The 24948-nt window shown below is 65.8% G+C and carries 23 protein-coding genes; 6 read left to right on the top strand and 17 right to left on the bottom strand.

The features are described from left to right. Nucleotides 1-82 precede the first annotated feature (82 nt). From VF631_RS12480 to VF631_RS12460, 5 genes are all read right to left on the bottom strand, one after another. Nucleotides 83-1993, bottom strand: coding sequence for a CocE/NonD family hydrolase (locus VF631_RS12480; RefSeq protein ID WP_431850640.1), 1911 nt, complete (start codon nt 1991-1993; stop codon nt 83-85). 64 nt (nt 1994-2057) lie between these two features. Beyond that, nucleotides 2058-3992 (bottom strand): tetratricopeptide repeat protein, encoded by a 1935-nt coding sequence (locus VF631_RS12475; protein ID WP_431850639.1) that lies wholly within the window; start codon nt 3990-3992, stop codon nt 2058-2060. Continuing rightward, nucleotides 3989-5350: a PEP-CTERM-box response regulator transcription factor gene (gene prsR, locus VF631_RS12470; RefSeq protein ID WP_431850638.1), complete on the bottom strand. Its 1362-nt coding sequence runs from the start codon at nt 5348-5350 to the stop codon at nt 3989-3991. Before prsR ends, VF631_RS12475 begins: the two co-directional genes overlap by 4 nt. Further along, a complete protein-coding gene (gene prsK / locus VF631_RS12465; protein ID WP_431850637.1) occupies nt 5347-7431 on the bottom strand; it encodes an XrtA/PEP-CTERM system histidine kinase PrsK in 2085 nt (694 codons plus the stop codon). The genes prsR and prsK overlap by 4 nt, the downstream gene beginning before the upstream one ends. Beyond that, on the bottom strand, nt 7431-8819 hold the full coding sequence (locus tag VF631_RS12460; protein WP_431850636.1) for a TIGR03013 family XrtA/PEP-CTERM system glycosyltransferase: 1389 nt from the start codon (nt 8817-8819) through the stop codon (nt 7431-7433). Before VF631_RS12460 ends, prsK begins: the two co-directional genes overlap by 1 nt. A gap of 264 nt (nt 8820-9083) precedes the next feature. Here VF631_RS12460 and VF631_RS12455 point away from each other — a divergent pair, with 264 nt between their 5' ends. Beyond that, nucleotides 9084-9284, top strand: a complete 201-nt coding sequence (locus VF631_RS12455) for a hypothetical protein (protein WP_431850635.1) — start codon at nt 9084-9086, stop codon at nt 9282-9284. A gap of 38 nt (nt 9285-9322) precedes the next feature. After that, nucleotides 9323-10378 (top strand): mannose-1-phosphate guanylyltransferase/mannose-6-phosphate isomerase, encoded by a 1056-nt coding sequence (locus VF631_RS12450; protein WP_431850634.1) that lies wholly within the window; start codon nt 9323-9325, stop codon nt 10376-10378. Between the two features lie 83 nt (nt 10379-10461). Here the strand turns inward: VF631_RS12450 and VF631_RS12445 are convergent, their stop codons facing one another. The 3 genes from VF631_RS12445 to VF631_RS12435 all read right to left on the bottom strand — a co-directional run bounded on the left by VF631_RS12445 (nt 10462) and on the right by VF631_RS12435 (nt 13346). Next, the gene (locus VF631_RS12445) at nt 10462-11805 is read right to left on the bottom strand and encodes an amidohydrolase (RefSeq protein ID WP_431850633.1); all 1344 of its coding nucleotides are present in this window, start codon (nt 11803-11805) and stop codon (nt 10462-10464) included. Between the two features lie 73 nt (nt 11806-11878). Next, nucleotides 11879-12526 (bottom strand): DUF4893 domain-containing protein, encoded by a 648-nt coding sequence (locus tag VF631_RS12440; RefSeq protein WP_431850632.1) that lies wholly within the window; start codon nt 12524-12526, stop codon nt 11879-11881. 34 nt (nt 12527-12560) lie between these two features. Then, on the bottom strand, nt 12561-13346 hold the full coding sequence (locus VF631_RS12435; RefSeq protein ID WP_431850631.1) for a 3-hydroxybutyrate dehydrogenase: 786 nt from the start codon (nt 13344-13346) through the stop codon (nt 12561-12563). 110 nt (nt 13347-13456) lie between these two features. Between VF631_RS12435 and ypfJ the strand changes: the two genes are divergently transcribed. Then, the gene (ypfJ, locus tag VF631_RS12430; RefSeq protein WP_431850630.1) at nt 13457-14356 is read left to right on the top strand and encodes a KPN_02809 family neutral zinc metallopeptidase; all 900 of its coding nucleotides are present in this window, start codon (nt 13457-13459) and stop codon (nt 14354-14356) included. 4 nt (nt 14357-14360) lie between these two features. On the opposite strand, the gene VF631_RS12425 is transcribed toward ypfJ, so the two are convergent. The 9 genes from VF631_RS12425 to coxB form a co-directional block, all read right to left on the bottom strand. Beyond that, on the bottom strand, nt 14361-16508 hold the full coding sequence (locus tag VF631_RS12425; protein ID WP_431850629.1) for a TonB-dependent receptor: 2148 nt from the start codon (nt 16506-16508) through the stop codon (nt 14361-14363). A gap of 112 nt (nt 16509-16620) precedes the next feature. Further along, nucleotides 16621-17208 (bottom strand): SURF1 family protein, encoded by a 588-nt coding sequence (locus tag VF631_RS12420; protein WP_431850628.1) that lies wholly within the window; start codon nt 17206-17208, stop codon nt 16621-16623. Continuing rightward, nucleotides 17205-17570 (bottom strand): DUF983 domain-containing protein, encoded by a 366-nt coding sequence (locus VF631_RS12415; RefSeq protein ID WP_431850627.1) that lies wholly within the window; start codon nt 17568-17570, stop codon nt 17205-17207. The genes VF631_RS12420 and VF631_RS12415 overlap by 4 nt, the downstream gene beginning before the upstream one ends. Nucleotides 17571-17574: 4 nt before the next feature. Further along, nucleotides 17575-18390 (bottom strand): cytochrome c oxidase subunit 3, encoded by an 816-nt coding sequence (locus VF631_RS12410; protein WP_431850626.1) that lies wholly within the window; start codon nt 18388-18390, stop codon nt 17575-17577. 61 nt (nt 18391-18451) lie between these two features. Further along, the gene (locus VF631_RS12405; protein WP_431850625.1) at nt 18452-19006 is read right to left on the bottom strand and encodes a cytochrome c oxidase assembly protein; all 555 of its coding nucleotides are present in this window, start codon (nt 19004-19006) and stop codon (nt 18452-18454) included. Next, on the bottom strand, nt 19003-19143 hold the full coding sequence (locus VF631_RS12400) for a hypothetical protein (RefSeq protein WP_431850624.1): 141 nt from the start codon (nt 19141-19143) through the stop codon (nt 19003-19005). Before VF631_RS12400 ends, VF631_RS12405 begins: the two co-directional genes overlap by 4 nt. Further along, complete coding sequence (locus VF631_RS12395) at nt 19140-20048, bottom strand: heme o synthase (RefSeq protein ID WP_431850623.1); 909 nt, start codon at nt 20046-20048, stop codon at nt 19140-19142. The genes VF631_RS12400 and VF631_RS12395 overlap by 4 nt, the downstream gene beginning before the upstream one ends. A 98-nt stretch (nt 20049-20146) precedes the next feature. Then, entirely contained in the window at nt 20147-21853 is a 1707-nt protein-coding gene (ctaD, locus tag VF631_RS12390; protein ID WP_431850622.1) for a cytochrome c oxidase subunit I, read from the bottom strand. Next, nucleotides 21853-23049 carry a cytochrome c oxidase subunit II gene (coxB, locus tag VF631_RS12385; RefSeq protein ID WP_431850621.1) on the bottom strand — a complete coding sequence of 399 codons (1197 nt, stop codon included), beginning with the start codon at nt 23047-23049 and terminating at the stop codon, nt 21853-21855. The genes ctaD and coxB overlap by 1 nt, the downstream gene beginning before the upstream one ends. A gap of 175 nt (nt 23050-23224) precedes the next feature. Here coxB and pyrE point away from each other — a divergent pair, with 175 nt between their 5' ends. From pyrE to acpS, 3 genes are all read left to right on the top strand, one after another. Beyond that, nucleotides 23225-23809 (top strand): orotate phosphoribosyltransferase, encoded by a 585-nt coding sequence (gene pyrE / locus VF631_RS12380; RefSeq protein ID WP_431850620.1) that lies wholly within the window; start codon nt 23225-23227, stop codon nt 23807-23809. Further along, nucleotides 23806-24552, top strand: coding sequence for a pyridoxine 5'-phosphate synthase (locus tag VF631_RS12375; protein ID WP_431850619.1), 747 nt, complete (start codon nt 23806-23808; stop codon nt 24550-24552). The genes pyrE and VF631_RS12375 overlap by 4 nt, the downstream gene beginning before the upstream one ends. A gap of 19 nt (nt 24553-24571) precedes the next feature. Continuing rightward, nucleotides 24572-24948, top strand: a 377-nt coding sequence (gene acpS, locus VF631_RS12370; protein WP_431850618.1) for a holo-ACP synthase, incomplete at its 3' end; no start/stop codon positions are given.

Here is a 24948-nt window from a genome sequence, read left to right as displayed (position 1 = left end):
CCCTTTTCGCCCCTGGCTCAGCTGCGATCAGGATACAGTGACTCTGCTGGCGGTCAATTTCGCGTTTGGTGGAGAGCCGTGCTCAGCGCCCCGTCACCACCGGCACCTCGACATAGCTGGCCTGCGTGCCGCCGAGCGAGATGCGGTGCGTCGCTGCGCGATAGTCGCCGGGCCGCGCCTTGCCGATATTGTCGACGAAGGTCTGCGGGTTGCGGTCGTAGAGCGGGAACCAGCTCGATTGCACCTGCACCATGATGCGGTGGCCGGGCTGGAAAGTGTGGTTGGCGTGGGGCAGCCGCACGCGGTATTCGGCGACCTTGCCGGGCGCGATCGGCTTGGGATTGGACGGGTCCTCGCGGTAGCGGCCGCGCATGATGTCGCCCGACACCATCAGCTGGTAGCCGCCGAGCTGCTGGTTGGCGCGAACCTCGGGCGGATAGACGTCGATCAGCTTCACCACCCAGTCCGCGTCCGTGCCGGTCGTCGAGGCGAACAGATGCCCCATGACCTCGCCGCTGACCGTGAGGGGCTCGGTCAGCGGCTCGGACACGAAGGTCAGCACGTCCGGCCGATCGGCGAACGGGCGCTGATCGTCCACCAACCAGCGATTCCAGCTCGATTCCGTGTTGTACATGGAGAGCACGGGACGCACCCGGTACGGCACCGGCTTGGCCGGATCGGATACGAACTGCGCGGTTCCCGTCCTTCCCAAGGGCGCCGACCCAATGCCGAGCCGGCCGCCCGGCTCCAGGACAAGCGACCGCTTCTGCACCGCGCCGCCGGCGGGCCAGCTGGGATAGGTCCGCCACTCGTTCGCGCCGGTATCGAAGGCGAGCACCGGCGGGGTCGGCTGAGCGGGCGCGCGGCCCCACAGATGCTGGTCCCAGAAGGGCAGCAGCACCTTTTGCCGGAACCACAGGCTGGTGTCGCTGTCCCACTTGATCGCGCCAAGCGAGGAGCCCTCATTCTGGCTCTGCCCGTGGTTCCACGGCCCGAGCGCCAGATGGACCATGTCGTTGTTGCGGTCCTTGGTCTCGAGCGCCTGATAAGCGGCGGTGCCGCCGAAACTGTCCTCCTGGTCGAACAGGCCGTGCACCACCAGCACCGGCAGCTTGAGTTCGGTCTTGGCGAGCAGGTCCTGCACCGCCTGTTCTCGCCAGAACTGATTATAATCGTCATTGTCGACCAGCTTGCGCCACGTCCGCAGCTTGTCGCCGCCATAGCGCGCCGCGAACGCATCGGCGGACCCTGCGTTGAGATAAGCCTCGTACATGTCGCGGTAGCCGAAGGGGGGCGAGTAGGCGCTGCTCTTGTGGCTGCCCATCTGGTAGATCCATTCGAACATGGTCTGCCGGAACGCGCCATTGTGGTAGAAATCGTCGCCGATCCAGCCGTCCACCATCGGGTACATCGGCACGGCCGCCTTCAGCGCCGGATGCGGATCGAGGATGCCCATCAGGGTCAGCCAGCCCGGATAGGAGACGCCGGTCAGCCCGACCCGGCCATTGTTGCCGGCGACGTTCTTCACCAGCCATTCGATCGTGTCGTAAGTGTCGGTGGTGTGATCCACCTTCCACCTGTTGATCGGCCCGCGGACCGGGAGCGTCATCACATACTCGCCCCCGCTGCCGTAACGGCCGCGCACGTCCTGGTAGACGCGGATGTAGCCGGCGCGGATCAGCGGTTCGTCGGCGATCGGCAGCACCATGGCCGCGTTTGGGCTGTGCGCCTGGCTGGTCGGCTTTTCGGCGCCATAGGGCGTGCGGGTGAGGATAATCGGCGCGGGCTTGGGGCCGTTCTTCGGGATCACGATGACGGTGTGCAGCTTCACTCCGTCGCGCATCGGGATTTCGACCACCCGCCGCTCGTGATCGAACGCGGCCGTGACGGGCGAGAAGTTGGGCGGTATCTCGCCTTGCTGCGCCGCGAGCGGAGCGGCGCCGAATCCGGCGAGGATTGCGAGGCAGAGGCCGGTCAGGCGGGCGCGGAGCATAGGCTCTCCCTTGATGTCGGAAGAGCCTATGCGGACCGCGTCGCGCTTAGCAACCCAGCAGCTTCTATGTCTTCTTGGCCTGGTTCAGATGAGCCTGGATCTGCTTGTCGGTCGGTGCGCCGCGCGAGGCCTGCTCGAGCAGGGCCAGGCCGCGGGCGCGGTCCTTGCCGCTCTTGAACAGGAGCCAGCCAAGCGTGTCGGTCGTCGCGGGATTGTTCTTGTCGAGGCTCCACGCCTTTTGCGCGAGCGGGATCGCCTTGTCCCAATTGCCCTGCTCGCCATAGGCGTAGGCGAGGTTGTTGAGCAGGGCGGTGTCGCGGTCGCCGAGGCGGCTGCGAATGCCCTCGTAGATTCGGATAGCCTCCGGCCACTTGCCCATTTCCATGAAGCCGTTGGCGGCGAGCAGCATGGCCGAGACGTTGCGCGGATTCTGCTCCAGGAAGAGCTGCAGCACCTTGGCGGCGGCCGGGCCCTGGCGCGAGCGGCGCAGCGCCTCGATCAGCCGCATCGCGACCGGCTCGGTAAAAGTCAGGTTCGAAGCCTTCCTATATTCCTGCGCCGCCCCGGCGAAATCGCCCTGGATACCGAGCGCATCGCCGACCAGCAGGTGCGCGTCGGCAGCGCCCGGATGCGCCGCCTGAAGCCGACGCGCGCGGTCCAGCGCCTCGCCGGTTTCGCCGCGCGAGAGCAGCGCTCCGATCAGCAGCACCTGCGCCTGCACCTCGTTCGGCTTGGCCTCGGCGAGCTTGCGAAGCGCAGTGACCTGAGCCTCGTTCATCGCCGGGGCCAGCAAGGCAGCCTGGGACGGCCGCTGCGGCTGCGCCGCGCGGGCGAGCAGCTGCGAGGCGCGTTGATTGTCGCCCTGCTTCTGATAGGCCTTGGCGAGCAGGGAGAGCGAATAGCTGTCCGCATCGGGACGCTCGGCGACCGGCTCCAGCGTCCGGATCGTCGCCTCGACATCGCCGCGCTTCCAGTTTGCGGCGGCGAGCAGGCGACGCGCCTTGCGGTTCTCCGGCTGCATTGCGATCAGACGCTCGAGGCGGCCGACCGCCTGCTCGACGGCGCCGGTCTGGAACTCGATCGCGCTGGCGAGCAGCATGCCTGCCGGTTGCTCGTCGAGCGCACCGCCGGTCTTCTGATAAAGCGAGCGCGCAAGATCGAACTTGCGGGCGCGGGCGGCGAGCATTGCCTGGAGGTAGTAGGCCATCGGCTGGCTGGGCGATGTCTCCAGGACCCGCCTAGTCTCGGCGAGCATGTCCTGCATCCGGCCCATGTCTCCCAAGGTGGCGGCCTTTTCGAGCCGCGCGGCGACGTAGGTCTCGTCCACCTCCAGTGCCCGATCGAACCACGGCAGGGCGGCGGCCAATCCATATTGGCTGCGGGTCAGCTCACCGCGCAGGGTGAGTGCTTCGATGTCGGCGGGCCTGAGCTTCACCGCCTGGTCGGCCGCAGCGAGCGCGCCCGCCGTGTTGCCGATCGAACGGCGGAAGCGGGCGATGTCCGTCCACACCGCAGGGTCCTTGGGCGAGGCGGCGACGGCGGCGTCGAACGCTTCGGCCGCGCCGGCAACGTCGCCGGAATTCATCTGCGCCTGGCCGCGGATGCGGGCGGCATAGGCCACGAACTTGGCGGGAACCGAGCGTGATTCCTCGACGGCGGCGTCGTTGCGGTTCTGCAGCAGATAGGCATGGGCGAGCAGGTGCCGCGTCTGGTCGACAGGCGTCCCGAGCTGCCGGGCGCGCTGGACCTCGGCTTCGGCAGCAACGCCGTCGCCTAGCTTCAGGTAGGTTTCCGCCTGGAGCAGACGCAGACGCGCGTTGCTCGGCTCGACCTTGATCGCGTTCAGGAACTCGATCCGGGCGGTGCGAGGCTGGCCTTCGCGCAGCGCCTGCTCGCCGCGCGAGATCATGTCCTTAGAATTCCCACCGCCCATGGCGTTGGAGCAGGCCGCAAGCCCGGCCAGGAGAGCGCAGGCAATCAGGTGCTGAGACTTGGTCATGGCTGGAGCCCATATTGCTTGAGGAGATCGTAAAGCGTCGGGCGGCTGATCCCGAGCAGCTTGGCGGTGTTGGAGATGTTGTTTTCGGTGCGGGCGAGGGCCTGGCGGATCGCCTTGCGGTCGGCCTCTTCCCGCACTGACTTCAAGTTGACCGGCAAGGTTTCTTCCGCACCGTCGCCCAGGTCGAGATCCTCGGCGGTGATGAGTTTGCCCTCCGACATAATGACGGCTCGCTTCATCCGGTTTTCGAGTTCGCGGACGTTGCCGGGCCAGGGCCAGTTGTTGATCGCCGCGAGGGCGCTCGGCGCGAAGCCCTTCACCGCCGGGTTCATCTCCTTGGCGAACTTGTTCAGGAAGTGCTTGGCCAGCAGCGTCGCATCACCGTGACGCTCGGCGAGCGTGGGGATGCGGACCACGATCTCGGCGAGGCGGTAGTAAAGATCCTCGCGGAAGGAGCCGGCCTTGATCATCTCCGGCAGGTCCTGGTGGGTCGCGCAGACGATGCGGGTGTCAACCGGGATCGGCTTGCGGCCGCCGATCCGCTCGATCACCCGCTCCTGCAGGAAGCGCAGCAGTTTGACCTGGAGCGGCAGCGGAATGTCGCCGACTTCGTCGAGGAAGAGCGTCCCGCCGTGGGCAAGTTCGATCTTTCCTTCGGTCGTCTTGATCGCGCCGGTGAACGCGCCCTTTTCATAGCCGAACAGTTCGGCTTCTAGCAGGTTCTCCGGGATGGCGGCGCAGTTGATCGCGACGAAGCCGTGCTCGCGCCGGCTACTCGCCCGGTGCAGGCCGCGGGCGAGCAGTTCCTTGCCGGTGCCGCTGGCCCCGAGCAGCATCACCGAGACGGCAGCGTTGGCCACTCTCTCGATCGTGCGGGCGACCTTCAGCATCTCCGGCGCGGCGGTAATCATCGTGCCGAGGACCGTGCGATCGTCGCCGACCCGTTCTTCGAGCCGGCGATTCTCGTTTTCGATGCCGTGCAGCTGGAAGGCGCGGCGGACGATCAGGCCGAGCTGATCGATATCGACCGGCTTCTGGTAGAAATCGTACGCGCCGGAGGAGATCGCCCGCAACGCACTTTCGCGAGCGCCGTGGCCGGACGCAACGATCACCTTCGTCTCGGGCTTCAACGACAGCATCGTCTCGAGCGTGGCGAAGCCTTCACTGACGCCGTCGGGATCGGGCGGCAGGCCGAGGTCCAGCGTGACCACGGCCGGCTCCTGCGAGCGCAACAAGTCGATCGCCGCATTGCGATCGGATGCGACCAGCACCTCATAGTCGTCATAAGCCCAGCGCAACTGGCGCTGCAGCCCTTCGTCGTCCTCGACGATCAGCAATTTGGCTTTGTCCGAGCTCATGCGCGTATCCGTTCGATCTGGAGCTGTGCCGTGACTTCGCCGGCGGGGAGGACGATGGTGAAGCGGCTGCCTTCGCCTTCGCGGCTTTCCACTTCGATCCGGCCGCCCATCGCCGCTACGAGGCTTCGCGCCTCGAAGGCGCCGATGCCGAAGCCGTTATCCTTGGTGGAGGCGAAGGGCTGGAACAGGCGGGTTCGCATGAACTCGGCCGACATGCCCGCGCCCGAGTCGATCACCTCGATGCTGACTTCGGCGCCCTGGCTGCCGCACAGGATACGAACGGATTCGCCCGGGCGGCTCGCGTCTATCGCATTCTGGACGACATGAGCGACGGCTTGTTCGAGCCGCGCCGGATCGGCGCGCACCCAAAGGCCGCAATCCCCGAACAGCTCGACCGGATGCGATCGCCGTTTGTGCTCCGCGATCGCGGACAGGACCGGCCGAAGCGCAACCGACCGGAGCGGCTCGGGTTCAGCGCCCTTGCCGCGGCTCAGCCGGGCCAGGAGGTCGTTCATCTTCTTCACCGAGCTTTGCAGCGTCGCGATCATGTCGGCCCGGAACTCGGGATTCTCCGCATGCCGCTCGGCATTGCGCGCGACCAGGCTGAGCTGGCTCACCAAATTCTTGATGTCGTGCATGATGAAGGCGAAGCGCCGATTGAACTCGTCGAACCGCTGCGAGTCGGCGAGCGCCTCCTGGCTGCGCGCTTCGGCAAGGTAGCTCGCCGCCTGGATGCCGGCGGTGCGGAACAGGTCGAAATCCTCCCAGTCCAGCGGGCGCCGGACGATCGGGTGCTCAAGGATCACAAGGCCGACTAGATGGTCAGAATGGAGGAGCGGGATGCCGGCCCAATTGTGGCCACCCTCCGTCATCCAGGCAGGAATGGGCACGGCTGCGCCTTCGTGCATGAGCCTACCGTCCTGCAGCGCTTCGAGGTCCAGGACGTGCGCCTTGGATTCGAGAAAGCGAATGAAGCCTGGATCGACCGACTGCGTACCGCTTGCCGGGTGATGCCAATTCCAGCGTGCCGCCGGCGTGAGCCGGTAATTGGGTTCGGCAAGCAGGAGCAGGCCGGCGGGCGATCCAGCGATATCGGCAAGGGCCTTGACCACCCGGTCGCCAAGCGGCGCGGCGTCGTCGCCGCCCAGCCCGACGGTGCGGGTGAAGCGGAGCCATTCCTCGCGATAATCGTAGCGATGCTCGAAGAAATGCTTGGCCAGCATGACTCTCAGCCAGGCGCGCGCCTTGCCGGACGGCAGGAAGACGAACGCGACCACCGTCATCACGAAGATCAGCCCGATCTGACCGATGCGCACCCATTCGCCGCCGATCACCTCGAGCGCCTGCGTCGCCGACATCATCAGGATGAGGTAGGCGAGGATCGCGATCACCGAGATCGACTGGAAGGTCGCGGCGCGCGACAGGTGCATCTTCCAGTGCGCGTTGCGCTTGCTGGCCAGCGCGAACAGCGGAACCAGCATCGCCGCGATCGCGCCGCGCATGGCGATCAGATCGTTGACCGGTTCGCGGGTCAGGTAAGCGATCGTGTAAAGGTGAAGATCGTAAGCCCACATCCCGGCCAGCGCGATCATCGGCAGCCGGATGCCCCAGCGCGAATCGGGGGCCGCTTGGCCGTAGAGATTGTGAACCAGGACGAGCGAACCGGCCGCGATTGTCAGCCCGAGCACGTGAGCGGTGGTGAGCAAGGCGCCGAACACGACTGGATTGGCTTCGAAGCGCGGGAGCACGCCGGCCACCACGATCTGAAGCCCGATCACCCCGGCGACGGTGGTGTAGACCACTCGCACCGCGCGCTGCCGCTCGATTTCAGCGGCGCCGCGAACAATGCCGTACATGAAGGCGAGAAAGCCGAAATTCCGGGCGCTTTCGGCGAGCCCGGACAGCAGGTGGTAGGGCCCGAGCAAGGCTACGAATACCGCCCAGAAGGCCATCACCCCGAAGGCGGCGACCAGCGGGCGATTGCGCTTCTCACCGTTCCAGTGGCGCAGCTGCCAGACCGCCAGCGCCCCGTACAGCAAGGCGGCGAGTCCGTGACTCCAAAGGCCGACAAGCCCGAGCATCAGCGCGCGCCCTCCGGTTGAAGGATGACGCGCACGGTGGTGAGCAGGATCAGCAGGTCCAGGAAGGGCGTGTAGTTCTTGGCGTAATAGAGATCGAATTCGAGCTTCTGGCGGGCATCGTCGATCGACGCGCCATAAGGGAAGTTGATCTGCGCCCAGCCTGTGATGCCGGGCTTCACCATGTGCCGCTCGGCATAATAAGGCAGCCGCGCTTCGAGATCGGCAACGAATTGCGGGCGCTCCGGCCGCGGCCCGACGAAGCTCATCTCCCCCTTCAGGACGCTCCAGGCCTGGGGCAGCTCGTCGATGCGCAGCTTGCGGATAATCGCGCCGATCCGGGTCACGCGCGGGTCGTCCTTCTGTGCCCAGACGGCGATGCCGCCCACTTCGGCGTCCTCTCGCATCGAACGGAGCTTCAGGATCTCGAACGGCTGGCCATAAAGACCCACCCGGCGCTGACGGAAGAAGGCCGGACCGGGGCTCTCCAGCTTGATCAACCCAGCGGTGATGGCGATCAGTGGGGCACTGAGGGCGAGCAGAACGGCGCTGACCGTGACGTCGAACAGGCGCTTGCCCATGCTCGATAGCCGCCGTCCCGAGGAGAAGCCGTCGGAAAAGATCAGCCAGCTCGGATTGAGGCTGTCGAGATCGACCCTTCCCGTCTCGCGTTCCAGGAACGACGACAGGTCGGTAACGTGGACGCCGGTCGTCTTGACCCGCAACAGGTCGTTGAGCGGCAGGGCGTTTCGCCTTTCTTCAAGCGCAAGGACGACCTCGTCCGCCCGCAGCGAGACGATATGCGCGCCCAGATTGGTAATTGCGCTGCGGTTGACCGCGTCACGTACGGCCACTCCCCCGTCGTTCATGCTGATATACCCGGCGACCCGAAAGCCCGCACCGTCCCGCTCGGCCATGCGTCCGAGCCGCGCCGCGCGCGGACCCGCGCCAAGCACCAGGATACGCCGCTTGAAGGTCTCGGCGGCGAGCGTCCGGCCGAAGGTAAGGCGAACCACGCTCAGACCGGCCAGCGCGAGCACCATTGCGTAGAGCAGGTTGGACCGCCAGAAAGTGATCGCTGGCACGAGAAAGAAGATCAGCGCCAGGCCGAGCAGGGCCAGAGATGTCGAGACGAACAGCCGCGGGATCGAGACCCGCAGGGAATGCAGCGCATCGGACCCGTAAACGCCGACGCCCACCATCGCCAGCTGCACCGTGATCGCGAAGGTGAGCATGTGCGGCAGCCGCTCGACTTCCGGATCGACCTCGCCCGCAATCTGCCAGATGCGCAACGTCCAGCCCGCCTCGGCCGCAAAAAGGAGGAGGACGAAGTCGATCACGCCGAGCAGGAGCACGGCATGCGGGACATAATGTTTGAACAGCCGGATCATCAGCCGATCCGACCGGCGGGCTTACGCCAGATTGTAAGTTCCTCCGACACGCCGGCACATGTCGCTCAAATTGACAAAGAAATCCTAAAGGCGCCGGAAACCTTCGCGCCGAGTCCGCAAAAGGCGCTGAGAATTGTCGCTGATCGAGGTTAGCAACGCCTGCACCTCAGGCGACGATGGTATCGTTTCGCGACCAACACGGTTTGACTTTCCGGTCGATCCTGTTAGTCGCTGGCTGGCGGGGGCAGTGAAAGGGTCTGCCATTTGTCTCAGCGTGAATTCTATGCGGCCCGGGCGGCCGAAGCTCGCAATGACGCCGAAGCGGCAACGCTCGACAACGTCAGGTCCCGCTGTCTTCGCTCCGAAGCCGCGTGGAACGACATGGCGCAGCGCGCCGGAAGGGCCGAGAAATTCCGCGCCCGCCTGGAAGCCGAGAAAGCCGGCATCGCAGTTCCGGCCGAATAAGCTTTCTTGTCCGATCGGGGCCGCGCTAGACCGCCCCGATGTCCAAACGGATCGTCCCTGTCATCCTGTCCGGCGGTTCGGGCACGCGGCTGTGGCCGTTGTCCCGTCTCGATCGCCCCAAGCAACTGATCGCCATCGCCGGCGAGCACAGCCTGTTGCAGGAAACCGCGCTTCGTACCCGTGACCCGAACATGTTCGACCGGCCGGTGGTCGTTGCCAGCGCCGGTCATGCCGAGCAGGTCGAGTTGCAGCTGGACGATATTGGCGTCTCGCCGGCTCAGCTGATCATCGAGCCCGAGCCGCGCAACACCGCCGCCGCGATCGCGCTTGCCGCTCTGGTGCTTGGGCCCGGCGACATCCTGCTGGTGTTGCCGAGCGATCATGTCGTCAAGCAGCCGGACGCCTTTCGCGCAGCCATCGAGTCCGCTCTGCCGCTCGCGCGAGACGGCATGCTGGTGACGTTCGGGATCACGCCGGACCGGCCGGAGACCGGCTATGGCTATATCAAGCGCGGGGCGGAGCTTAGCCCCGGCCTGTTCCAGGCCGAGCGATTCGTCGAGAAACCGGACTCGGTCACCGCACAGGCCTATCTGTCGGACGGCGGATATCTGTGGAACGCCGGCATCTTCCTGTTCAGCGCCGATTCCTTTCTGGATGCGCTCGAGCTGCATGCGCCCGAGATACTCTTTGCTGCGAGAGCGTCGATCGCGGCGCAGCGCGCCGACGGTATTTACATCTGGCCCGACGCGCGCGGCTTTGGCCGGGCGCCGGGGCTGTCCATCGACCATGCCGTCATGGAGAAATCGGACAGGGTGGCAGTCGCCCCCGTCGCGATGGGTTGGTCGGACGTGGGCAGCTGGGAGGCTCTTCACGCCATCGGCGAAAAGGACGCTTCCGGCAACGTCCTGACCGGCGATGTCGTCGCAATCGACAGCCGTGACTGCCTGATCCGATCAGACGGGCCGGTGATCGTCACGCTCGGCGCACAGGACCTGATCGTGGTCGCAACCGAGCGCGCCGTCCTCATCGCACCCCGCGGTGAGAGCCAGCGGGTCAAGGAGGCCATCGACGCCCTGCAGAAGCGGGGAAAGTGACTCCGGTCCCGTCATGCTGAACTTGTTTGAGCATCCACTCCAGGTGCGGCAGAGCGCACGACCAGCTGGACCCTGAACCAAGTTCAGGGTGACGTTTGTGCGCCAGTCCCGGAGTTCTTTCCCAGCACTCCCAATGCCGCAGCCACCATCGCCTCCGTCGCCGTCGCGATGGTCGGCTCGGCGTCCGGCGCCCAGAAGGGGCTGTGCAGCGACCGTAGTTTGGCCGGATCGCCGCCCGCCTTTTGCCACTGCGCCTGTGGAACGCCGCCGACCCAGAAGATCAGGCTCTGGATCGACTTGTCGGCAAGATAGAAGCGGCTGAAATCCTCTCCGCCCATCACCGCCGGGGTCGCGACCACCCGGTCCGCTCCGAACCGCTCGGTGAACAAGGCGGCGGTGCTCTTGGTGATCGCCTCCGTGTTGAAGGTGGCGGGCGTATATTCCGCCTCGCGCACCGTTACCACCGGCATGCGGTCGTCCGGCATGCCGGCCGCGATCGCCTCGCCGCGCACGATCCGCTTGATCCCGTCGAGCAGCAAGCGACGGGTCTCGTCCGAGTAGCTGCGCACGGTGAGCAGCATCGTCGCCTCGTCCGAGATGATGTTGTGCTTGGCGCCGGAATGGAAGCTGCCGACCGTCACCACCGCAGGGCTTTGCGGGTTGTTCTCGCGGCTGACCAGGGTCTGCAGCGAGTTGACGATCCGCGCGGCGAGCACGATCGGATCCTTGGTGGTGTGTGGGTAAGCGCCGTGTCCGCCGACGCCCTTCACCTGGATGTCCACCGAGTCGACGTTCGCAAGCGCGTAGCCGTTCGAGTAGCCGATCATGCCTGCCGGCAGCGACGCGGAATCATGAAAGGCGACTGCGTGTGTGGGCTTCGGAAACCGGGTGTAGAGGCGGTCCTCCAGCATCGCCTTCGCGCCTTCGCCGGTCTCCTCGCCGGGTTGGGCGATCATGACGAGCGTGCCCGACCAGGCATTCTTCATCGCCACTAACTGGCGCGCGGCTCCGATCCAGGCGGTCATGTGCGTGTCATGGCCGCAGGCATGCATGATCCCGGTCTCGCCGCCCGCGCGGCTAGTGCCCTTGACCTTGCTCGCGAACGGCAGGCCGGTCTGCTCGATGACGGGCAGGCCGTCCATGTCGGCGCGAAGCAACAGCACCGGGCCCGGCCCGTTCTTCATCACCGCGACGACACCGGTCTTGCCGACGCCGGTGGTCACCTGGAAGCCGAGCTTCTTCGCCTCGGCGGCGAGCTTGGCGGAGGTCTTCACCTCCTGCATCGACAATTCCGGATTGGCATGGAAGTCGCGGTAGAGGCTCAGGAGCGACGGCATGTCTTTAGCGACCGCGTCGCGAAGAGCATCGGCTTGGGCGGGGGCCGTGAGCGTGAGTGTCGCGGCGGCAGCGATCGTGAGCTTTCTCATGGCGCTGAGCTAACCACAGGCGTCATTCCCGCGAAAGCGGGAATCCCGCTGCCTGGGGCGATCGAGACGGGAGTCAGGCCCGAGTGTCGGCGGGGAGGAGTTCGACAATATCGATCGTCGACTCGAAATGGGGATAGGGGAGGACCAGCCGCCAGCGGTGCTCGCCGATCCGCTCGACCACACCGGCCATGTCGCGCTCGCGGTCGCGGCCATACTGCAGCGCGCGGGGCTCGTCGCCGAGCTGGAGCGTGCCGAGAAACACCATGCGCTGCCCGACATAAGGCAGGAAATGGCCGAGCGGGCGCTGCGAGCCGGTCATCTTGGCGAAGCTCATCAGCGCGCCTTCCTGGCGGATGCGGCAGGTGAAGGCAGGGTAAGCGACATAATCGAGCATGCCGCGGGTCTTCGCGCCGACCTTGATCACCCGGCAGCGATAATCGCCGGGCGGAGGGTTGCGCCAATCGATCGCGGCGTCGGGATCGAGCAACGCGCCTTCGCGAGCGATGACCGCGCCATGCCCGTTGGCCTGCGCCTTGCGCACGCCCTCGATCCAGGCCGTGCGCCAGCCGCGCAGTCGCTCGCGATCGTCGGGAGTGGCGATGGCGCGCCAGTCGGGCGCCGGGATCGGAGCGCGGGCGGAGCGCGTCTCGGCCTGGACATTCCGGGAGCCGCAGGCCGCGAGGGCGGCGACGAGAAGAAGGGGAAGAGCGGCAAGCCTCATCAAGTTCCTCGATCTGCCCCGTTACGCTCCATCTCTACTGCGCGGTCCAGCCGCCGTCCATCGAGAGGTTTGCCCCGGTGATCGCTGCAGCCTCGTCGCGGCACAGGAACAGGGCGAGCGCGGCGACCTGGTCCACCGTCACGAACTTCTTGGTCGGCTGGGCGGAGAGCAGAACGTCGTTCATCACCTGCTCGCGCGTTAGTCCCCGCGCCTTCATCGTGTCCGGGATCTGGTTTTCTACCAGCGGCGTCCAGACATAGCCGGGGCTGATGCAATTCACGGTGACCCCGCTGGTCGCGGTTTCCAGAGCGACCGCCTTGGTGAGGCCGGCCACGCCGTGCTTGGCCGCGACATAGGGTGCCTTGTTGGGGCTGGCGACGAGGCTGTGCGCGGACGCGGTGTTGATGATCCGGCCCCAGCCGCGCGCCTTCATCGCGGGGAGTGCAAGCCGCGTGGTGTGGAACACGGCGCTGAGATTGAGCGCGATCAGCAGGTCCCACTTCTCGAGCGGGAACTGATCGACCGGCGCGACATGCTGCATTCCGGCATTGTTGACCAGGATGTCGACCGCGCCAAATGCATCCGCAGCTTCACTCATCATGGAAGCGATCTGGTCGGGCTTGGTGAGGTCGGCGCCGCTATAGGCGACCCTCACATTGCTCCCGCCCTCGATCTCGCTCCTGAGCCGTTCGATCTCGCCCGCGTCGCCGAACCCGTTCAGCATCACGTTCGCGCCTTCGCCGGCGAGCGCGCGTGCCATCGCCAAGCCGATGCCGGAGGTAGAACCAGTAACGAGCGCCGACTTGCCGTTGAGAAACATGAGGGTCCTTCCTGTCGCTTGAGCGCGTCTCTTCGAGCCGCGGCATGGCAAATGCAACCAGCAGGCTCCGCCCGGCATTGTCGCTGCGATCCGGCGTGAAAGGACCGCACATGCGTCTCGATGATTACCGAACCAGCGACAATGTCGGCGAGCAGCGCGGCGGCGGATTTGGCGGCGGCGGTGGCGGCTTCGGTGGCGGTGGCCTCGGCCTCATAATAGGTTTGGTGGCAAGCCGGTTCGGCATCGGCGGCGTGCTCGTGCTCATCGCCGGGGCCTGGCTGCTCGGCTTCAGCCCGTTCGGAGGGGGTAGCGGCGTCGTATCGCCCGGGGCGCAGGTCGCGCCGGCGAAGGGCGGGAGCGCGGCCCAGGTCTGCTCGGCAGACCAGACAAGGCGCTTCACCTGCCAGGTTCTGGCCAGCACGGAGGATACCTGGGCGACGGTGTTCCAGGAGATGGGCCAGCGCTATCGGCCGGCCGGGCTCGACTTCTACACCGGCAGCGGCCGCTCAGGCTGCGGCGCGGCACAATCGGCGATGGGCCCGTTCTACTGCCCGACCGACAACAAGATCTATATTGACGCGAGCTTCTACAATGAGCTCCAGAACCGCTTCGGCGCGGCTGGAGATTTCGCGCAAGCCTATGTTATTGCTCATGAAGTTGGGCACCACATCCAATTCCTGACGGGCACGCTCGAGCAGGCCAACACGGCGCAGCAGCGACTGAGCAAGGCTGAGGGAAATGCCGTACAGGTCCGGGTCGAGCTGCAGGCGGACTGCTATGCGGGCGTTTGGGCGGCCCGCAATCGCGCCCGGCTGGAGCAAGGCGATGTCGAGGAGGGCATGCGCGCAGCCGAGGCGATCGGCGACGACACGCTGCAGCGCAAGGGCCAGGGCCGCGTCGTGCCTGAAAGCTTCACCCACGGCAGCAGCGCGCAACGCATGGCCTGGCTACGTAAGGGACTCCAGACCGGCGACCCGCGCGCCTGTGACACCTTCAACGGCGCGGTGTGACGCTTTAGAAGTTAAAGCGCAGCGTTCCGCGGACCGTAGTCGGCGCGCCGGGCGTGATGTTGTTGTCATTGTGTGCGGTCGCGAAATAGCGTTCGCCCAGCAGGTTCTCGACGTTGAGCTGCGCCTGCACCTGCGGCGTGATCCGGAAGTAAACCGCCGCGTCCAGGCGGGTATAGGCCGGCAGCACCACGGCGTTGGTGATCGAGGCGAAGCTGCGCGACTGATGATGGGCGCCAAGACCGAAGCCGATCCGCTTCGATACATCGTAGCGCGTCCAAAGGCTGGCCTGGTGCTTCGGCACTTGCGGAACGTCGCAGCTGCCGCTCGTGCAGGCGGTTGTCGCTGAGCGGATTTCGGCGTCCTGCAGGGCGTAGCCGGCATTGAGGTGCCAATTGCGGCTGATCTCGCCCGCCACCTGCAGCTCGAGCCCGCGGCTGCGCTGCTCGCCGCTCAGCACGATCACGCCGCCCGACAGCGGCGCCCGCGTGTTGGTGCGATCGAGCTGATAGAGGGCCGCCGTGAACAGAAGGGCAGGGCGGATCGCCCACTTCAATCCGAGCTCGTAATTGTCGAACTTCTCAGGCTCCAGCGTGGCACTGGTGATATCGAGCGAGAGGAACTGGTCCCCCGACTGCGGCAGGTAGGAGCGGCTGTAGCTTGCGTAGATCGAGACCGGCTCGACGGGCTTGAAGACGAGCCCCAAGCGCGGCGACCAGAGATCGTCGGTACGGCGGAAGCTCTGATTGTTGAACAGGTTGGTGACGGCGAGCTGGAAACGGTCGTAGCGGATGCCCGCGATCAGATCGAACATGGGTCCGATCGAGACCTGGTCCTGAAGGTAGAAAGCGAGCACGTCCGCGTCTGTCTCGACCGCGCGATTGCCGGCGCCCGCCGGTCCGGCGCGGAATTCGACACTCGGAACGGTCAGCGGATCCGAGACCGGAACGACCGTCCGTCGCCCACTGCTGGTGGTCGGCACGCCGACGAAGAAGCCGTTGATCCGCTCGTTGCGCGTGTCCTGCGTGCCGATCTCGAACCCGCCGAGCAGGACATGGCTCAACGGACCGGTCGCGACCTCCCAGACGAGGTCGGTCTGGCCGAACAGATTCTCGCGCTGCGTCGGATCACGATACGCCTCGATCCCGACCGTGCGGGCGCCGGTGGCAGCGTTGGTCGACACGGCCGTTGCCGCGAAGACGTTCTGATACGCCTTGTCATAGTCGCCGTAGAGCAGCCTGCTGGTCAGCGTCAGGCTGTCGCTGAGCTGGTGCTCGACGCGGCCGCGCAGCACATGGGCGTCGAACTCGGACCGGTTCACCTCCGGGTCGCCGAAAAACGCGTCACGAAACCCTCTGAGCGGGCGCGCAGGCTCGGCGATCGTGCCGGGTCCCGCGGACGGGATGCCGCGATCCACGACGCGATCGTCGCGATCATATTCGTAGGACAGGTCGATGCGCGTCAGGCCGCCGATCGAAAGGGCGAAGGTGGGGTTCAGAGCATAGCGCTCGCCCTCGTAGAAGCGCCGGTGCGTATCGAACCGCTCATAGACCGCATTGAGCCGCCCGGCCGCGGCTTCCGAGAAGGCGTGGTTGAGGTCCGCATCGATCAGATATCCGCCCTCGCTGTCGATCGAGCCGGTCGCGCGAGTGAAGCTGCCTGCGGCTGGCCGCTTCAGCACGCGGTTGATGATGCCGCCGCCGCCGCCGCGGCCGAAGATCATCGCGTTGGGGCCCTTCAGGACCTCGATCCGCTCCACATTGTAGAGCCCGCGATAATATTGGACGTCGTCCCGGATGCCGTCGACGAAGAAGTCGGCCGTGCTGTTGTTGCCGCGCAGGGTCACCTGGTCGCGGTGGCCTTCGCCCTGGCCGAAAGTCGCGCCGGGCACGTAGCGAAGCACATCGGCGATCGAGCGGAGCGCCTGATCGTCGATCTGGGTCTCGGTGACGATGCTTACCGCCTGAGGAACATCCTGAAGCGGTGTCGGCGTCCGCGTTGCGGAGGAGGTGATCTCCACGCCGTACCTGTCCCGCGCGCCCGTCACGATGATCGTGCCGCTGTCCTGGGTGTCGACCTCGACGTCGCCCGCGGCACGAGCGGGGGCAGCGAGCGCGCAAGCCAGCGCGACCGCGGATGCGGTTCGAACAAACATGGAGACAACCCTTGTGCTCAGCGCATCTTTGCGTCTGTGGCAGTGGTGCTAGCGTTAATGCGACTTAGTCGCAATAGCAATCTAAGCGCTTCAGAAGCGGGCTCGGTGGCCGCTAGCCATCCGAAGTGGCCTGCTTCCGGCGCAGCGCCAGTATATAGATTACCGCCGCGGCGAGCGCGAAGAAGAACCATTGGCCGGCGTAGAGCAGGTGATTGTTCGTCATTGCGCGTGGCGAGGGCGGAGCGCTCGGCACGAGGCCGGGCGCCGCGTTCGCCGACACCAGTCGAATGCGATGCAAGCGGTCTGGAGCGATGATCCCGGTCACCTCACCTCCGCGCCAGGTCGCGGGCGCGGCGCTCTGGGTCGACCAGCCCATGTCCACCTGCATGCCCGGTCCCTCCGTGCCGGTGCGGCAGGTGGCGATATGGCTCCAGCCGGTCTTGTCCTCCAGGTTTCGCCCGGCCTCGGCGCGCCAGGCGACCGGCTCCAGGCACAAGGCCGTTGAGCGGCGGTAGAACAGGTCATTGCCTGCCGGCGGAACCGCCGGATAGGCGGTCGGCGCAAGCTGGCTTGCGCGCTCGAACTGGGCAATCAACTCCCGCTTCTCGTCGGCGCGACGTAATTGCCAGATGCCGAGCGCGACCATCGTCGCGACGGCGGCGGCGACGAACAAAGTCGGGATGACCGGCAGCCGCATCATTCGTCGCTCGCGACCCGCCCCTCACGCGCATTGTTCCTGTACTCCATTGCGAGGAGCAGCGCCTTGGCGAAGCGAAGGCAGCCGAGCACCGCCACGGCCGTGATCGGCACCCACAGCAGGATGTGCACCCAGAAGGGCGGGTTGACGCCAAGCTCCAGCCCGATGGCGAGCCCCGTGATGATGGCGCCAACGATCAGAGTCAGGAAGGCCGCGGGACCATCCCCGACGTTGAAGGCGCTGAAGTCAAGCCGGCAGGCGCGGCAGCGCGGCGCGAACCTGGCAAGGCCGTCGAAGAGCGTCCCGGCGCCGCAGCGCGGGCAGAGGCCCTTGAGGGCGGCGGAAGCAGGCGAGGGCCGCTCCACCGCCTCAGTGATATTCGGCGCCCCAGCCGCCCCAGATGTAGATGGCCAGGAACAGGAACAACCACACCACGTCGACGAAGTGCCAATACCAGGCCGCCGCTTCGAAGCCGAAATGCTGGCGCGGGGTGAAGTCTCCGCGATAGGCGCGGATCAGGCAGACGATCAGGAATATGGTGCCGACGATGACATGGAAGCCGTGGAAGCCGGTCGCCATGAAGAAGGCGGAGGTGTAGATGTTGTCCGCGAAGCCGAACGGCGCGTGGGCATATTCGTAGGCCTGGATGGCGCTGAACAGCAGGCCGAGCCCGATCGTCGCCCACAGACCCATCTTGAGACCTTGGCGATCGCCGTTGATCAGCGCGTGATGCGCCCAGGTGACGGTGGTGCCCGAGCAGAGCAGGATCAGGGTGTTGAGCAGCGGATAGCCGAATGGATCGAGGACCTTCATGCCCTCCGGAGGCCAGACGCCGCCGATCGTCTCGACCGGCGAAGGGAACAGGGCCGCGTTGAAATAAGCCCAGAACCAGGCGACGAAGAACATCACTTCCGAGGCGATGAACAGGATCATCCCGTAGCGCAGGTGCAACTGCACGATCGGCGTGTGATCGCCCGAATGCGCCTCGCGGATCACGTCCACCCACCAGCTGAACATGACGAACAGGACGGCGGCCAGCCCGGCGTAGAAGACATAGCCTCCCGACGGATTGTCGTGCATCCACATGATCCCGCCCGCTGCCATGGCGAGCGCCGCGAAGCTGCCCAGCAACGGCCAGATGCTCGGCGGCAGGATGTGATATTGGTGGTTCTTCGCTCCGGCCATGTGCGGCGTTCCTCTGTCTTCGTCGCGCCCTGCGGCAAAGGCTTGCCCGGACGCTTTGCTCCTAGCTTTGCTTCTTGGCTGAATCCACCGGGTAGAAGGTGTAGCTCAAGGTGATCTCATCGATCCGGCTCGCATCCGCATCCTCCAGGATTTTCGGATCGACGAAGTAGACCACCGGCATCCGCACTTCCTCGCCCGGCTTCAGCGTCTGCTCGTTGAAGCAGAAGCACTGAATCTTCGTGAAATACTGCCCGGCCTTGGCGGGAGTGACGTTGAACGTGGCGGTGCCTGTCACCGGTCGATCGCCGAGGTTGCGGGCCGTGTAGAACGCCATTTCGCGGGCGCCGATCGCGACTCGCTCGACCTTGGATTCAGGGGCGAAGCTCCATGGCAGCGCCGAGTTGGTGTTGGCGTCGAAGCGGACGCGGATCATCTTGCCGGCGGGTGCGAGCGAGCCGGCATAATTCTCGGCGCGCAACGGCGTGCCGCCGAAGCCGGTCACCTGGCAGAACAGGCGGTAGAGCGGTACGCTCGCGAAGGCGAGCCCGACCATGCACGCGACCAGCAGCGCTGCGAGCGCAGCCGTGCGGCCGTTCCGGCGGGCGAGCGCGGTCACGCCGAGCCTCCGGCCATCTTCGCGATCGTGATGAAGTAGAGCAGCACGACGAAGGCGGCGAGCACGAGCGCCATGGCGATGGCGCGGCCGCGCTGGCGGCGGCGATGCTCGTCGGTGTCGGGTCCGCCGCCCGTCATGCGATCAGCCAGCGGTCCAGGACCAGAGCCCCGAACAGCACGAACAGGTAGAGGATCGAGAAGGCGAACAGACGCTTCTCCGGCCTCATCCCGGCAGGCTCCGTCGCGCGATTGGCGAGCACCTGCAGGGAAAGCAGGATGAAGGCCAGGCTGAGCGCGGCGGCCACGACGCCGTAGAGGCTTCCGGTGAGCCCGAGCGGCCACGGCGCGACGGCGCAAGCCGCCATAGCGACGGTGTAAAGCGCGATCTGCTGACGCGTGAACCTGGGGCCGGACACGACGGGAAGCATCGGCACGCCGGCGGCCGCATAGTCGGAGCGGACGAACAGCGAGAGCGCCCAGAAATGCGGTGGGGTCCACAGGAAGATGAGCAGGAACAGCAGGCCCGGAAGCAAGGAAACGTCGCCAGTTGCGGCCGCCCACCCGATCACCGGCGGGAAGGCGCCGGCCGCCCCGCCGATCACGATATTCTGCGGCGTCCGGCGCTTGAGCCAGACCGTATAGACCAGCACGTAGAACAGGATGGACGCGGCGAGGATGCCCGCTGCGAGCCAGTTAGTCGCAAGCTCCATCAGCAGCACCGAGAAGACGGCGAGCACGATCCCGAAGTGCAAGGCGGAATCACGGCTCATCCGACCGGCCGGAAGGGGGCGGCCGGCGGTGCGCTTCATAAGCGCATCGAGGTCCGCCTCGTACCACATGTTGAGGGCCGCTGCCGCGCCGGCGCCGAGTGCGATGCACAAGATGGCGGTGAACGCCAGCACCGGGTGCAGCGGCACCGGCGCGGCGAGCATGCCGGCAAGCCCGGTGAACACGACCAGGCTCATCACCCGCGGCTTGGTGAGCGCGACGAAATCGCGCCAGTCGGCGGGAAGAGCGGGAGAGGCGAGCGAGGCGGTGGTCATGGCTGGATCCGGGTCCCTCGCCCTTCAGCGGGAGGGTAGTGGGGAAAAGAGTTCAACAGGTCAAACCCCGGGGAGCGCCCTCTCCCCGGGGAAGGTCTTCAGTGATCCTTGCCGGAATCGATCACCGGCAGGGTTTCGAACTGGTGGAAGGGCGGCGGGCTGGTGAGCGTCCATTCCAGTGTCGTCGCGCCCTCGCCCCAGGGATTGGGCGGGGTCTTCTTGCCGAACAGCAGCGAGTAGAAGATGTTCAGGAAGAAGAAGATCATGCCGACGGCCATGATGATGTAGCCCGTCGTCGCCCAGCCGTGCCAGCCGGCGAACGCGTCCGGATAGTCAGGAACGCGCCGCTGCATGCCGTCCATGCCCAGGAAGTGCATCGGCATGAACAGGATGTTCACGCCCACGAAGAACACCCAGAAATGAAGCTGACCGAGAAGCTCGTTGTAGTTGCGGCCCCACATCTTGCCGAACCAGTAATAGAAGCCGGCGAAGAGCGAGAAGACCGCGCCGAGCGACAGCACGTAGTGGAAGTGCGCGACGACATAGTAGGTGTCGTGCAGGTTGTTGTCGACGCCGCCATTGGCGAGCACGACACCGGTGACGCCGCCGACCGTGAACATGAAGATGAAGCCCAGCGCCCACATCATCGGAGTCTGGAAGCTCAGCGAGCCTCCCCACATCGTCGCGATCCAGGAGAAGATCTTGATGCCGGTCGGCACCGCGATCACCATGGTCGCCGCGGTGAAGTACATCTTGGTGTTCACGTCCATGCCGACGGTGAACATGTGGTGCGCCCACACGACGAAGCCGATCACGCCGATCGCGACCATGGCGTAGGCCATGCCCAGATAGCCGAACACGGGCTTGCGGCTGAACGTCGCCACCACCTGGCTGACGATGCCGAAGCCCGGCAGGATCATGATGTAGACTTCGGGATGGCCGAAGAACCAGAACAGATGCTGGTACAGGATCGGATCGCCGCCGCCCGACGCATCGAAGAAGTGCGTACCGAAATTACGGTCGGTCAGCAGCATGGTGATCGCGCCGGCGAGCACCGGTAGCGCGAGCAGCAGCAGGAAGGCGGTGACCAGCACCGACCACACGAACAGCGGCATCTTGTGCAGGGTCATCCCCGGCGCGCGCATGTTGAAGATGGTCGTGATGAAGTTGATCGCGCCGAGAATCGAGCTGGCGCCGGCCAGGTGCAGCGACAGAATGGCCATGTCAACCGCGGGTCCGGATGATCCGGAAGTCGAGAGCGGTGCGTACACCGTCCAGCCGGTGCCGGCCCCAAGGCCGGTGCCGCCCGGCACGAAAGCCGATCCGAGCAGGAGCACGAACGCCGGAACCAGCAGCCAGAAGCTGATGTTGTTCATGCGCGGGAAGGCCATGTCCGGCGCGCCGATCATGAGCGGCACGAACCAGTTGCCGAAGCCGCCGATCATCGCCGGCATGACCATGAAGAAGACCATGATCAGTCCGTGCGCGGTGATGAGGACGTTCCACAGGTGGAGCCCCTCATCGAAAGTCGCAGCGCCCTGCCCGACGATCGAATGCTTCATCGTCGTCCAGCTTTCGAGCCACTGGATCCCCGGCTCCGCAAGCTCCACGCGCATCAGGCCCGAGATCGCGCCGCCGATGATCCCGGCGATGATCGCGAAGATCAGGTAAAGCGTGCCGATGTCCTTGTGATTGGTGGACATGAACCAGCGCGCGAAGAAGCCGGGCTTGTGATCGGCATCGTGATGCGCGTCGTGCTCGTGCTTCGTCTCGAAATGGACCGCATTGGCAGTGGTGTCGGTCATTACTGGCTACCGCCTCTTCTGGAATTCGTCGCGCCCTGGCTGGAAGCAGGAGCGCCGGTTGTGACATCGATGATGCGATTGTCGCCAAGGTCAGGCGTGGTCTCCGTCGCGCCGGAACCGGCCGTCGGAGTGGCGGCGCCCGGATTGCTGATCGAGCTGTTCACGGTCGCCTCGGACGAGGTCGGACGCCGCTCGCTGGGCAAGGTGCCACCCTTGGAACGGACCCAGGCCGCGAATTGCGCCGGGGGCAGCACTTCCACCGCCACCGGCATATAGCCGTGGCGCGCGCCGCACAGCTCGAAGCAGACGCCGTAATAAAGTCCCGGCCGATCGGTCTTGAACCAGGTCTCGTTGAGGCGGCCAGGAACCGCGTCCATCTTTACCCAGAAAGCGGGCACGCCCCAGCTGTGGAGCACGTCGGCCGAGGTAACGATCAACTTCACGGTCGCGCCGGCGGGCACCACCATGCGCTCGTCCACCGCCAACTGGCGCGGCTCGCCCCTTTTGTCGGCGTCGGCATCGGAGATCGCGTTTGAGACCACCTCGAAATCGCCATTGTCCGGATATTGGTAGGTCCAATACCATTGATTGCCGACGACCTTGACCGTGAGGTCCGCCTTGGGAGGGGAATATTGGTTGGCGAGCAGCCGGATCGACGGCACCGCGATCGCCACCAGGATCAGCACCGGCACCAGCGTCCAGAGCACCTCGATGAGCGTATTGTGCGAAGTGCGCGAAGGCACCGGATTCGCGCTCCGCCGATAGCGAACGACCACCCAGAGCAGCAGAACCAGGACGAGCAGCGAGATTGCGGTGATCAGCGGCATCAGGATGACATTGTGGAACCAGGCCGCTTCCTCGCCGATCGGAGTGACCTGATCCTGGAACCCGAACCGCCCGTCCGGCTGGCCGATCCCCGGAGTTGGCATGGTGCGGCTCGCGACCGTCGCCTGCGCGACCTGCGCATTGCTGGGCGGCTCATCGCCGACGGTGGCCACCTCAGGATCGGAGATGGCGGAAGGCGGCGGCGGGAGCGGCTCCGACTTCGGAGCGGCCGGCAGGCTTTGTTGCGGCGAAGCTGGTACTGCCGCGGTCGGAGCCGGATTGCCCGTGCGCGGGGCCGAAGCCTGCGACAAGGCGGGGCTCGAAAGGCCAAGCGCGAGCGCGACGGCAGCAAGTTTCAGCGAAATCTTCATCTAAGACCCTTTGACCCCGTCCGGGCGGCGGGCGGGAATGGATTCGGTCGGCAAACAGGCAAGCGTGGCGGCCTTATAGGGAGGGTGCCGCGCCGCCTCAAGCAGCTTGCTCCGGGCCGCCCTGTCAGCCTAATGCGCCCCGGTCAAGTTCGCCGAAACAAGGAGCCCGGCCCGAGTGACCGAAGCTGAAGTCCTTGCCGAATTCAGGGACGCAGAGGCGCTGCTGGAAGGGCATTTCATCCTGTCCTCGGGCCTTCATAGCTCCCGCTATCTGCAATGCGCCCGCGTGCTGATGGACCCGGCGCGCGCCTCCCGGCTTGGCTCCGCCCTGGCTCGCAGCCTGCCGATGGCGATCAAGTCCCGGATCGAAATCATCATCTCGCCAGCGATGGGCGGCGTGATCATCGGGCACGAGGTTGGCCGCTCGCTCGGTCTCGAGGCGATCTTCGTGGAGCGCCCGACCGGTCGGTTCGAGCTTCGCCGCGGCTTTCGCCTGAAGCCTGGGCAGAAGGCGCTGCTGGTCGAGGATGTGGTGACCACAGGCCTCAGCTCGCGCGAGGCGATGGCGGCGGTCGCCCAGGCCGGCGGCGAAGTCATCGCGGCGGCTGCGCTCGTAGATCGGTCTGACGGCGTCGCCGACCTTGGAGTGCCTTTCTTCCCGCTGCTCCGGCTGTCGGTGCCGGCCTACGCGTCCGACGCGCTTCCGACCGAGCTTCAGGCCATTCCCGCCGAGAAGCCGGGAAGTCGCAAGGCGGCGTGACCATCGCACAAAGTCAGCGTAGCCTTCGCCTTGGCGTCAACATCGACCATGTCGCCACCATCCGCAACGCGCGTGGCGGGGAGCATCCCGATCCCGTCCGGGCCGCCTTCGCCGCGGCTGCGGCCGGCGCGGACGGCGTCACCGCGCACCTGCGCGAGGACCGGCGCCACATCACCGACGACGACATCTCACGGCTGATCGAGAAGCTCACGGTCCCGCTGAACCTGGAGATGGCCGCCACTGACGAAATGGTGGAGATCGCGCTTCGGCACCGGCCGCACGCCGCCTGCATCGTGCCTGAGAAGCGCGAGGAGCGGACGACGGAGGGCGGGCTCGATGCGGCGGGCCAGCATAATCAACTGGCACCCTTTGTCAGCCGCCTGGTCGACGCGAATATCCGCGTCAGCCTGTTCATCGAGCCGGATCCGCGGCAGGTCGAGGCCGCGATCCGACTGAAGGCGCCGGTGGTCGAGTTCCATACCGGCCGCTACGCGCATCTGGAGGGCGAAGCACGATCCGAGGAACTGCGCCGCATCTCGGATGCGGCGGCGCTTGCGGTCAAGAACGGGATCGAGCCGCATGCGGGCCACGGTCTCACATTCGACAATGTCCTGCCGGTCGCGGCGATCCCGCAGGTCCAGGAACTGAATATCGGGCATTTTCTGGTTGGCGAGGCGATTTTTACCGGACTTGAGGCCAGTGTCGCAAGAATGCGCGGCCTTATGGATGAGGCAAGAGGGTGAGTGCTCCTCGGACGCCATGCTGATCATCGGTATCGGATCGGATCTGTGCAATATCGAGCGGATCCAGAAGTCGCTCGACCGGTTCGGGGAGCGCTTCCTTGCGCGCGTGTTTACCGAAACCGAGCGTGCCCGCGCCGAAGCACGGCCGTTCACCCGCGCCGGAACCTACGCCAAGCGCTTCGCTGCGAAGGAGGCTTTCTCCAAAGCCGTGGGCACCGGGTTCAAGCAGGGTGTGTTCATGAAAGATATAGGCGTGGTGAATAAAAGGGGAGGACAGCCGACAGTGGCGCTGACCGGGGGCGCAAGGCAAAAGCTTGACGAACTCACTCCTCCGGGCCACGCGGCGGAGATATTGTTGACCATGACCGACGACTTCCCTTTCGCGCAGGCGTTCGT

This window comes from Allosphingosinicella sp. (genome assembly GCF_036387615.1).
Lineage (GTDB): Bacteria > Pseudomonadota > Alphaproteobacteria > Sphingomonadales > Sphingomonadaceae > Allosphingosinicella.
The sequence above is the reverse complement of the archived record's forward strand: the minus strand, read 5'-3'. Positions and strand labels throughout refer to the sequence as shown.

Coding starts and splice junctions, on each gene's coding strand:
- VF631_RS12480 (WP_431850640.1), bottom strand. CDS start 1,993: ATGCTCCGCGCCCGCCTGACCGGCCTCTGCCTCGCAATCCTCGCCGGA.
- VF631_RS12475 (WP_431850639.1), bottom strand. CDS start 3,992: ATGACCAAGTCTCAGCACCTGATTGCCTGCGCTCTCCTGGCCGGGCTT.
- prsR (WP_431850638.1), bottom strand. CDS start 5,350: ATGAGCTCGGACAAAGCCAAATTGCTGATCGTCGAGGACGACGAAGGG.
- prsK (WP_431850637.1), bottom strand. CDS start 7,431: ATGCTCGGGCTTGTCGGCCTTTGGAGTCACGGACTCGCCGCCTTGCTG.
- VF631_RS12460 (WP_431850636.1), bottom strand. CDS start 8,819: ATGATCCGGCTGTTCAAACATTATGTCCCGCATGCCGTGCTCCTGCTC.
- VF631_RS12450 (WP_431850634.1), top strand. CDS start 9,323: ATGTCCAAACGGATCGTCCCTGTCATCCTGTCCGGCGGTTCGGGCACG.
- VF631_RS12445 (WP_431850633.1), bottom strand. CDS start 11,805: ATGAGAAAGCTCACGATCGCTGCCGCCGCGACACTCACGCTCACGGCC.
- VF631_RS12440 (WP_431850632.1), bottom strand. CDS start 12,526: ATGAGGCTTGCCGCTCTTCCCCTTCTTCTCGTCGCCGCCCTCGCGGCC.
- VF631_RS12435 (WP_431850631.1), bottom strand. CDS start 13,346: ATGTTTCTCAACGGCAAGTCGGCGCTCGTTACTGGTTCTACCTCCGGC.
- ypfJ (WP_431850630.1), top strand. CDS start 13,457: ATGCGTCTCGATGATTACCGAACCAGCGACAATGTCGGCGAGCAGCGC.
- VF631_RS12425 (WP_431850629.1), bottom strand. CDS start 16,508: ATGTTTGTTCGAACCGCATCCGCGGTCGCGCTGGCTTGCGCGCTCGCT.
- VF631_RS12420 (WP_431850628.1), bottom strand. CDS start 17,208: ATGATGCGGCTGCCGGTCATCCCGACTTTGTTCGTCGCCGCCGCCGTC.
- VF631_RS12410 (WP_431850626.1), bottom strand. CDS start 18,390: ATGGCCGGAGCGAAGAACCACCAATATCACATCCTGCCGCCGAGCATC.
- VF631_RS12400 (WP_431850624.1), bottom strand. CDS start 19,143: ATGACGGGCGGCGGACCCGACACCGACGAGCATCGCCGCCGCCAGCGC.
- VF631_RS12395 (WP_431850623.1), bottom strand. CDS start 20,048: ATGACCACCGCCTCGCTCGCCTCTCCCGCTCTTCCCGCCGACTGGCGC.
- ctaD (WP_431850622.1), bottom strand. CDS start 21,853: ATGACCGACACCACTGCCAATGCGGTCCATTTCGAGACGAAGCACGAG.
- coxB (WP_431850621.1), bottom strand. CDS start 23,049: ATGAAGATTTCGCTGAAACTTGCTGCCGTCGCGCTCGCGCTTGGCCTT.